Below are 10,174 nucleotides of genomic sequence, written 5' to 3'. Positions count from 1 at the left end.
CCTTCATCGATGGATCACTCCCCGCTCTGATTCCAAGCGGGCATCCGCCGCTTGCTCGATGACCGCAAGCCTTCGCGATCAGGCGCCGAATTCGCTCAGCATGGCCTCGATCAGATCCAGCCCCTCGGCGAGCACCTCGTCGCTGATCGTCACCGGCATCAGAAAGCGAATGGTGTTGGCGTAGAGCCCGCAGGAGAGCAGGATCAGGCCGCGCTCGCGAGCCGTTTTGCAAAGCCGGCCCGCAAGCTCTGCATTAGGCTCACCGCTCTGCTTGTCAGTCACCAGGTCGAACGCCGCCATGGCGCCGAGATTGCGGACATTGGCAACGCTTGCATACGTCTGCTGCCAGGTCTCGAAGCGGGCCTTGAGCTTCTCGCCGAGCGCCAGGCTCTTGTCGAGAATACGCTCCTCCTCGAACACCTCGAGCACTGCCAGCACCGCGGCACAGGAGACCGGGCTGCCGGTATAGGTCCCGCCGAGCGAGTTGCCGCCGGAGGCATCCATCACCTTGTCGGTGCCGACAACGGCCGAGATCGGCATGCCATCGGCCATGCTCTTGGCCATGGTCATGATGTCCGGTTCGACGCCGCTGTGCTCGATCGCGAACAGTTTGCCCGTACGACCGAACCCTGACTGCACCTCGTCGACGATGAGCAGGATGCCATGCTCGTCGCAGATCTCGCGCAGCGCCTTGAGAAAACTCGGCGGCGCCGCGTGAAAACCGCCCTCGCCCAGCACCGGCTCGATGACGATGGCCGCGGTATCGCGCGGGTTGGCATCGGTCTTGAGCGTCATCTTGAGGCTGCGGATAGCATCCTCCTCGCTGACGCCGAGAGACGGTACCGGGTAGGCCGCTCGATAGACCTGACCGGGCATCGGACCAAAGTCGTTGCGGTATGGCGCGACCTTGCCGTTCATGGCCATCGTCATGAACGTCCGACCGTGATAGCCGCCGGTAAAACAGATCACGCTGGAGCGGCCGGTCGCGGCGCGTGCCACCTTGACCGCGTTCTCCAGCGCCTCGGCACCGGAGTTGGCCAGCATCACCTTGGCATGGCCGCGCACCGGGCTCAGCTCGCTCAGCTTTTGCGCGACGCGCACGTAGCCTTCATAAGGCATGACGGTCTGACAGGTGTGCATCAGCTTGTCGAGCTGGGCCTTGACCGCCGCGACCACCTTGGGATGACGATGGCCAATATTGAGCACGCCGATACCCCCGGCGAAGTCGATGAAGCGCTTGCCGTCTTCGTCCCACAGTTCGGCATTCTCGGCACGGGCGGCAAACTGGCCCGCCGGGCTCGCCGCGCCATCGGCGACATAGCGTTTCTTGAGCTCGTCGAGCTGCGCATTGCTCATCGACGATTGGGTCATTGATGTTTCGGACATGGGACACTCCTCCTGACGCGGCACCAACGGTGCCGCTTGCATGAACTGCGCGTCGTCGGCAATCGGCAGGCGGCGCGCCCTGAAAACTCGGGATCGATATCTAAGCCTGAGGCTGTGAATCGTAGCTCTGGCGAATGAGACGATCCCCCATCTCTCGACCGTAGTGCCGTCGCGCCCATCCGTACAGGGCCAGCCCTACGATCATCCAGACACCGAAGATCCCCCACTCCACCGGCGTCAGTGCCGACGGACTTCCCGGCAGGTAGAGACAGGCCATACCAAGCGACAGCAGCACGGCCAGCGCACCGACCAGCTTGCCGGCACCGATCCGGTAGGGGCGCGGCATTTCCGGCTCGCGCAGGCGCAGGATCAGAAAGGAGAGCGCGACGAAAAGGTAGGCAATGACAATGCCCAGGCCGCCGGCGTCGACGAGCCACACCAGCGCCGGACGCCCGAAAAACGGCGCCAGTGTAGAGAGCACGCCGATCAGAATGATGGCATTGGTGGGTGTCTTGTAGCGCGGATGGAGCCGACCGAGAAAGGCCGGCAGCATACCGGAGTGTGCCAGCGCGTAAATCGCCCGCGAGCCACCGATGTAGAACGCATTCCAGCTGGTCACGATGCCGGCGATACCCGCCAGTACCATGAGGTTGCCGGCCCAGGCAGCGTCGAAGACTGCCTCCATGGCAGCCGGCACGCTCAACGTGCTGGCCTCGATGGCCCCGTTGTCGAGCATCAGGCTGGTCCCGAGGACGATCAGCGTGTACCACACCACGGCCATGACGACGGAGAGAACCAGTACCTTGCCGATATCGCGAAACGGCAGATTGATCTCCTCCGCCGCCTGGGGAATCACGTCGAAGCCGACGAACAGAAACGGCACCAGAATCAGCACCGACATGATGCCGCCGATGGCACCGCTCTCTCCGTGGGAGAAGAGCGGCTGCAGATTGCCGAAATCGCCGCTGAACAGCGAACCGGTCACGAACATCACGCCGGCCACGAGTATCAAGCCGGTCACCACCTTCTGCAGTAGCGCGGCGGTCGAGATACCCAGGTAGTTGACCACCATCATGATCAACGAACCGACGACGCCGACGGCCACCCAGCTCGCCTTGACCTCCCATCCGGCGATGGTCCAGAGGTGCCCGACCGAATAGCCGGGAAAGAGATGTTCAAAAACGGTCGGCAGTGCCACCGCCTCGAAGGACGCGACGCTGACGTAGCCGAGCACGATGCTCCAGGTGCACACGAACGAGGCGAAGTGCCCCAGAGCGCGATAGCTGTAGACGTGCTCACCGCCGACCTGCGGCATGGCCGAGGCGAGCTCGGCGTAGGTCAATCCCACCAGCAGCACGGCGATGCCGCCGATGACGAATGCCAGCATGGCACCGAGGCTACCGCCGTCCAGAATGGCGCTGCCGGTGAGGACGATCCATCCCCAGCCGATCATGGCACCGAAGGCGAGAGCGAGCACGTCGGCTCGTGCGAGAACGCGGACGAATTCCTGAGGGCGAGAGGGTTCGGACATGATGTTTGCTCGTCGGGTTATTCTTGAAAGCAGCGGAGACGCCGATGCCGTTGACGTCACGCTATCACTCTCCCCCGACCTTCCGACTAGACCACTTTTGTCCGACGATGGACCACTTTGCACAATCGCCGCATAATCCATGAGCCGGACTTGGACACCAGCGCCGTAGCGCGCTCTTGCGTCCCCCAACTCGCCGGCGTCCGGTGTAGGGAACGTCAAAAGCCATAGCCCCGAGGCCCCTTGATGAACCAGTCTGACGACGACCTGCTGACGGAAATCGGCCGTCACTACCGCCGCCAGCCCGGTCAGCTGACCAAGCAGACCCGTCTCGAACAGGCGCTGCTTTTCCTGATCGAGGACCACTGCCAGGACGGTCAGCGTCTACCGAGTCATCGCAAGCTCTGCCGCGAACTCGGTGTCGCCCGCAATACGCTGGCCGGCGTGATCGACGCCCTGGTGCGGGAGGGACACCTGGTCACCGATCACGGTCGCGGCACCTGGGTGCGCAAAACCGGGCAAGGGGGCGCCGTCGCGGTCGAGCCTCGACGGCTGTCAAATCGCGCGCGCAAGGTGATGGCCGATGTCGGCGCGAGCCAGCTGCAGACCGGCGCCTTCCTCCCCGGTGTTCCCGACATTCTGCAGTTCCCGATGGCCAAGTGGCGCCATCTCTACTCGCGCATCACGGTGGCGCACAACACCTTGCTGCTCTCCTACTCCTCGGGTGGATATGGCCCACTCAAGCGCGCGATCGCCGGATTTTTGAAGCGCTGGCGGGGTATCGACTGCGAGCTAGAGCAGATCATCATCACCGAAGGCGCCCACCACGGCATGCAGCTCTGTGCGCTGGCGCTCGCCGATAGCGCCGACCGTGTCGTCATGGATTCGCCCTTCTACTGGGGGGCACGCAACGTCTTCGCCGCCAACGGTCTCGAGATCGATCACGCCATCTGGCGCCCTCGCTCCGGCTACGATAACCGCCTGCCGTCGCGCGGTCCGCAGCTGCTTTACCTGACCGGATCTCATCACTATCCGTTGGGTCACAGGCGAGCAAGCGCTCACAAACGTTGGCTCGTCGAGCAGCTGGAGCCCGCGTGGACGTTAGAGGACGATTACGAGTTCGGCAGTGATCGCAGTCCCGATCTCCTGTTCGATCCCGAGGCGGCGGATCAGGTCCTGATCGGTTCGTTCTCGAAGTTGATGTTTCCCGGACTGCGTCTTGGCTACCTGGTCGTGCCTCGCGGCCTGAGTCCGGCCATCAACCGGCTGCGCAGCGAAATCTTCCGCGAGGGGCGCTTGCTCGATCAGGCGGTGCTGGCAACCTTCATCGACGATGGGGCACTCGATGCGTGGTGTGCGCGCATGGCGACGGAGTATTACCAGCGCCAGCAGTATCTGAGCGCGCTGCTCGAAGCGGTGCCTGGCGTGCGGGACATTTCTCCACCGGCGGGCTGCATCAGCCTCAGCGTTCAGTTCGCTCCGGCCATCGATGACGACCATCTCTCGCGCTATCTGCTGAACCGCCATCATCTGATTACCCGTCCACTGAGTGCCGTCTGCGCCCCCGGCGACGACCGGCGAGGTCTGGTGCTGGGCGTCGGCATGATTCAGGGAGAGGCGCTCATCGAAAAAGGTCGTCGCCTGGCCCACGGCATCGAGACCTATCTTGCGCATCACGCTTGGGATGTGAGGCGTGAGGTGTGAGGCGTAAAGGGATCGCGACCTCGCCTTCAACCTAAGTCGAATCGACCAATGCCCTATGTCGGGACGCAGCCCGAACGCGCTACCTTTTTGTCATACATCCTACATTGCATCGAGGTAGACCATGCTGACTGCCACCGTGACGCCAGCGGATCTGCAGCGCTCGGTCATTGCCGTGCCGCCGCTGGCGCGACGCACCGACCTGACGCTGGCGACCGAGGAAAATCGCAAGCTGGTCGAGGATCTCGCTATCGGCGGTGTCCACACGCTGCTCTACGGCGGTAACGCCAATCTCTACCACGTGGGAGTCGAAGACTACCCCGCGCTGCTGGAGATGCTCGAGGCGATCGCCGGCGAGCAGACCTGGATGATCCCGTCGATCGGCCCTGACTACGGACGCCTCATCGCCCAGGCGCGCCTGCTGAGAGATCGTCGATTCCCGACCGCGATGGTGCTGCCCCAGGGCTTTCCGGCCACCGCGACCGGCATCGAGACCGGCATCCGCCACGCCGCCGACACCTTCGGCAGACCGCTGATCGCCTATATCAAGCAGGAGCACTATCTGCCGCCCGAGGCGCTCGCGGGTCTGATTGACGCCGGCGCCGTGCTGGCGGTGAAGTACGCGGTCGTGCGTGACGACCCGACCCAGGATGACTACCTGCGCGCGCTGATCGAAGCCATCGGCACCGAGCGCCTGGTCAGCGGCATCGGCGAACGCCCTGCCATCGACCACTGGGAGACTTTCGGGCTCAACGCCTTCACCTCCGGATCGGTCTGCATCGCACCGACGCTCTCCAGCGGGCTGCGCCAATCCTTGATCGACGGTGACATCGATACTGCCTGGCGGCTTCGCGAGACCTTCATGCCGCTGGAAGATCAGCGCGACAGCCTCAGCCCGATCCGCGTGATGCATGACGCCGTCAGCCTTGCCGGCATCGCGGACATGGGCCCGATGCTGCCGCTCATGAGCGGGCTCGACGATGCCCAGAAGCGCGATGTCCGTCCGGCCGTTGCCGCCCTTCGGCAGGCGGAGATCGCCGCTCGCTAGGCCCTGTCAGGCGCCGAGCACCGACATCCGTTTTCCGGCCTGCCAAGCGCGTTTGTCATACATAAGACAAAAGCACAATGGCCGGGCCCCCCCTTTACCGACAGACTGCGATCGATCACTCCCTTTTTACGGCATCGATCGGCTTCATCAGGAGGCGACGTATGGCTAAACACGGCAACTATCCGCTTCAGGCCTCGGGCTCGAGCGGCTTCTGGCACAAGCTGAAGATGACTGCGCGAGACTACGGCCCCGGAATCGTCATGGTTCTCACCATGATGGGTGCCGGCGATCTCGTGACCTCTGCGGTATCGGGCTCCAACTACGGCTACAACCTGATGTGGCTGCTGGTGCTGTCGCTGATGCTGCGCTTCGTGATCCTCAACATCATGGGCCGGTTTCAGATCTACAACACCGGCGGGATGACGATCCTCGAGGGCTACGCCAAGATCCACAAGATCTTCCCGATCTTCTTCGGTATCGCCGCCATTTTCATGGGCCACCTGATCACCGCGCAGATGATCAAGGGCTCCGGGATCGCCCTGGCCTGGATGTCCGGCATCGACTATCCGTTCATCTGGTCGATCTGCGTCGTCATCGCGAGCGTCATTCTCATGCGCCGCAACGCCTACTCCAGCGTCGAAAAAATGATGAAGGTGCTGCTGGGCGTACTGACGTTCTGCTTCATCGGCCTGGCTGTCTACAGCGGGCCCAACCCGGCCGACATTCTGATGGGTACGGTCGGCTTCGGCTTCCCGAGCGAGACGGGCGCCTACGGCGCATTCCTGGTCGGCATTGCGCTGGTCGGTTCGGTTGCCGGGTCGCTGACCAATCTGATCTATCCCTATTTCCTGCAGGACCGCGGTTGGATTCGTCCCGAGCACAAGCGTATTCAGCGCAATGACCTGCTCTTCAGCTTCGGGGCGGCGATCGTCATCGATCTGGCAATCTGGGTCGTCGGCGCGGAAATTCTGCGTCCCAACGGGGTCGAGGTCAGCGACATCGGCGACATCGCGCAGGCACTGGTGCTCTACATGGGCCACCTGGGCGCCTGGATCTTCTACCTCGGCGTCTTCGGGATTCTCTACTCCAGCGTGATCGGTACCGCCAACGGTTACGGCAAGATCATCGTCGACAGCTATTACAAGCTGTCCGAAAAGGCGGTGAAGAAGACCGACGATCTGGACAAGGACCCGAAAGTCTTCTGGGTCACCATGTTCCTGCTGTTCACGCCGCTGGTCTGGTCGATTCCCGGTATGACCGGCTTCGTGACCCTGGTGCTGTTCACCAACGCGCTGAGCATCCTGGCTCTGCCGGCCATCGCCGTGGGCCTTCTGATCATCTCCAACAACAAGGCGTACCTGAACGATAAGACCAACAACATCGTCGAGAACGTCATTCTGGCTGCCACGACGCTGCTGACCCTATGGGGCTCGTACACGCTGCTGATGAGCTTTTTCAAATAGGTGGATGTCATCACGCGACAACGGCCCGCGCCGAAAGCACGGGCCTTTTGCCTTCCAGCCGCACCGGTCTGCGTTGACGCGCCATCAGAGACGGCCGTCATGACATCCGGGTATGCTGGCCGTGACAGAACCCGCCGACAGGAGCGCGCATGACACCCATCATTCAAAAGGAACCCACCGGCTGCGGCATCGCCGCCTGCGCAGCGCTTGCCGGGCTGGACTACGACACGGCCCGAACCCGCGCCGCCGCGCTGGGCATTCATGCCGCTGATCGCACGCTCTGGTCGCAGACCGCGCACGTCAGAGCGCTGCTGACAGAGCTGGGCATCGAGGCAGTGGCGGGGGAACAGCCCTTTACCGGCTGGGACGCGCTACCGGACCGGGCGCTGCTGGCGATCAAGTGGCGCGAGATCGACGGCGTGCCGTTCTGGCACTGGGTGGTGTTCGTGCGCACGGCTTTTGATGCCGTAGTGCTGGATTCAAAGGCAGCGCTTAAAACCAACGTGCGCCGCGACTTCGGCCGCATGGCGCCGAAATGGTTTATCAGGATCCATCCGACATAAAAAAACCGGAGCCTCTGGCTCCGGTTTTATCAACGATGGCACGGTCGGATCAGATGTCCAGGTTGGCCACCAGCGCAAACCGTTCGATGAAGTCACGACGCGGCTCGACCTCGTCGCCCATCAACGTGTTGAACATCTGATCGGCAGCAACGGCGTCTTCGATCGAGACTCGCAGCATGCGACGCGAGCCCGGATCCATCGTGGTTTCCCACAGCTGCTCCGGGTTCATCTCGCCAAGCCCCTTGTAGCGCTGAATGGAGAGACCGCGCTGCGCTTCGACCATGAGCCACTCGAGCGCATCGTAGAAGTTGTCGATCGGCTTCTGCCGCTCGCCGCGAGCGATGTAGGCGCCCTCTTCGATCAGTCCATCGAGCGTCTCGCCCAGACCGGCCAGCGCCCGGTAGTCCGCGCTGCGGAAGAAGTCGATGCCCCAGACGTAGTCGGTGGTCACGCCGTGCGCCGTCAGGGCGACACTCGGCAACCACTGGCCACGTTCGGTGTCTTCGTGCAGCTGGAAGGTGTAGCGCGGACCGCCTTCGTGAGCGATCAGCGAGTCCATCTCCTGCTGCAGCGACTCGATCCAGGTCTGCATCGTCACGCGGTCGGCGAGGTTCGACTCCTCGAGCTTCGATGCGTGCACCATCTTGCGCAGCACCGCGTTGGGGTAGACGCGAGACAGACGATCGATGCGCTTCATCACATCACGATACTGGTTGACCAGCGTTTCCAGATGCTCCCCGCTGATGCCCGGCGAGTCCGCGTTGACGTAGAGCCGAGCCCCATCCAGCGCCGTGGTGGTGAGGTAGTCGGTCATCGCCTGCTCGTCTTTCAGGTACATCTCCTGCTTGCCGCGCTTGATCTTGTAGAGCGGCGGCTGCGCAATGAAGACGTGACCGCGCTCGATCAGCTCCGGCATCTGGCGGAAAAAGAACGTCAGCAGCAGCGTGCGGATGTGCGAACCGTCGACGTCAGCGTCGGTCATGATGATGATCGAGTGGTAGCGAAGCTTGTCCGGATTGAACTCCTCGCGACCGATACCGCAGCCGAGTGCCGTGATCAGCGTGCCGACCTCGGCCGAAGAGAGCATCTTGTCGAAGCGCGCCTTCTCGACGTTCAGGATCTTGCCCTTGAGCGGCAGGATCGCCTGCGTACGGCGATCGCGCCCCTGCTTGGCGCTGCCGCCGGCGGAATCACCCTCGACCAGGTAGAGCTCGGAGAGACCGGGGTCCTTCTCCTGGCAGTCGGCCAGCTTGCCCGGTAGACCGGCGATGTCGAGCGCTCCCTTGCGTCGCGTCATGTCGCGCGCCTTGCGGGCCGCCTCGCGGGCGCGAGCGGCATCGATCATCTTGCTGACGATCGATTTCGCCTCGTTGGGATGCTCGATCAGGTAGTCTGAAAACTGCCGGCTCAGCTCTTGGTCCACCGCGGTCTTGACCTCGGAAGAGACCAGCTTGTCCTTAGTCTGGGAGGAGAACTTCGGATCCGGCACCTTGACCGAGATGATCGCGGTGAGGCCTTCACGTGCGTCATCGCCAGACGTAGCGACCTTCGCCTTCTTCTGGATGTCCTCGGCCTCGATGTAGCTGTTCAGGCTGCGCGTGAGCGCCGCGCGGAAACCGGCCATGTGCGTGCCGCCATCGCGCTGCGGGATGTTGTTGGTGTAGCAGTAGACGTTCTCGGCGAAGGTGTCGTTCCACTGCATCGCCACTTCGACGGCGATACCATCTTCGCGCTGGGTCTCGAAGTGAAAGACCGGATTGAGCGCGGTGCGATTGGTGTTCAGATGATCGACGAACGCTTTAAGGCCACCTTCGTAATGGAACAGCTCTTCCTTCGCATCACGCTCGTCGATCAGACGGATCGCCACACCGGAGTTGAGAAACGACAGCTCCCGCAGACGCTTGGCGAGAATGTCATAGCTGAATTCGATATTGGCAAAGGTTTCCGGCGACGGGCGGAAATGCACGCGCGTACCGCTCTTCTCGGTCTGGCCGACCACCGACAGCGGGGCCTGCGGCACGCCGTGCTGGTAGATCTGCTCGTGAACCTGACCCGCGCGCCACACCGTGAGCTTGAGCTCTTCCGATAGCGCGTTGACCACCGAGACCCCGACCCCGTGCAGACCACCGGAGACCTTGTAGGAGTTGTCGTCGAACTTACCGCCGGCGTGCAGCACCGTCATGATCACCTCGGCGGCGGAGACGCCCTCTTCCGAGTGGATATCGGTCGGGATACCGCGGCCGTTATCGCTGACGGTTACCGATTCGTCGGTGTGGATGATCACCTGGATCTCGCTGCAGTGGCCGGCCAGCGCTTCGTCGATGGAGTTATCGACGATCTCGAACACCATGTGGTGCAGGCCGGTACCGTCATCGGTATCGCCGATGTACATGCCGGGTCGCTTGCGCACCGCGTCCAATCCCTTGAGGACCTTGATGCTCGATGAATCGTAGGCCTGTTCGCTCATTGCTCACTCCATGGTGAA

Annotated in this window: 7 protein-coding genes; 4 read left to right on the top strand and 3 right to left on the bottom strand. The window is 62.8% G+C overall.

What is annotated here, in order from left to right:
* Positions 1-78: 78 nt before the first annotated feature.
* A complete protein-coding gene (gabT, locus tag IE125_RS05410; RefSeq protein WP_189443814.1) occupies positions 79-1,356 on the bottom strand; it encodes a 4-aminobutyrate--2-oxoglutarate transaminase in 1,278 nt (425 codons plus the stop codon).
* 130 nt (positions 1,357-1,486) lie between these two features.
* Positions 1,487-2,917: an APC family permease gene (locus IE125_RS05405; RefSeq protein WP_189443606.1), complete on the bottom strand. Its 1,431-nt coding sequence runs from the start codon at positions 2,915-2,917 to the stop codon at positions 1,487-1,489.
* Positions 2,918-3,160: 243 nt separating this feature from the next.
* Here IE125_RS05405 and IE125_RS05400 point away from each other — a divergent pair, with 243 nt between their 5' ends.
* The 4 genes from IE125_RS05400 to IE125_RS05385 all read left to right on the top strand — a co-directional run bounded on the left by IE125_RS05400 (position 3,161) and on the right by IE125_RS05385 (position 7,689).
* Positions 3,161-4,618: an aminotransferase-like domain-containing protein gene (locus IE125_RS05400; protein WP_189443605.1), complete on the top strand. Its 1,458-nt coding sequence runs from the start codon at positions 3,161-3,163 to the stop codon at positions 4,616-4,618.
* Positions 4,619-4,739: 121 nt separating this feature from the next.
* A complete protein-coding gene (locus IE125_RS05395) occupies positions 4,740-5,663 on the top strand; it encodes a dihydrodipicolinate synthase family protein (protein ID WP_189443604.1) in 924 nt (307 codons plus the stop codon).
* A gap of 161 nt (positions 5,664-5,824) precedes the next feature.
* Positions 5,825-7,126 carry an Nramp family divalent metal transporter gene (locus tag IE125_RS05390; protein WP_229808933.1) on the top strand — a complete coding sequence of 434 codons (1,302 nt, stop codon included), beginning with the start codon at positions 5,825-5,827 and terminating at the stop codon, positions 7,124-7,126.
* 149 nt (positions 7,127-7,275) lie between these two features.
* Positions 7,276-7,689: a hypothetical protein gene (locus tag IE125_RS05385; protein WP_189443603.1), complete on the top strand. Its 414-nt coding sequence runs from the start codon at positions 7,276-7,278 to the stop codon at positions 7,687-7,689.
* Between the two features lie 49 nt (positions 7,690-7,738).
* On the opposite strand, the gene gyrB is transcribed toward IE125_RS05385, so the two are convergent.
* Positions 7,739-10,156: a DNA topoisomerase (ATP-hydrolyzing) subunit B gene (gyrB, locus tag IE125_RS05380; protein WP_189443602.1), complete on the bottom strand. Its 2,418-nt coding sequence runs from the start codon at positions 10,154-10,156 to the stop codon at positions 7,739-7,741.
* Between the last annotated feature and the right edge of the window lie 18 nt (positions 10,157-10,174).

This window comes from Salinicola rhizosphaerae, assembly GCF_014652715.1.
GTDB lineage: Bacteria > Pseudomonadota > Gammaproteobacteria > Pseudomonadales > Halomonadaceae > Salinicola > Salinicola rhizosphaerae.
Note: the sequence above shows the minus strand (reverse complement) of the source record. Positions and strands in the feature narration are given on the sequence as shown.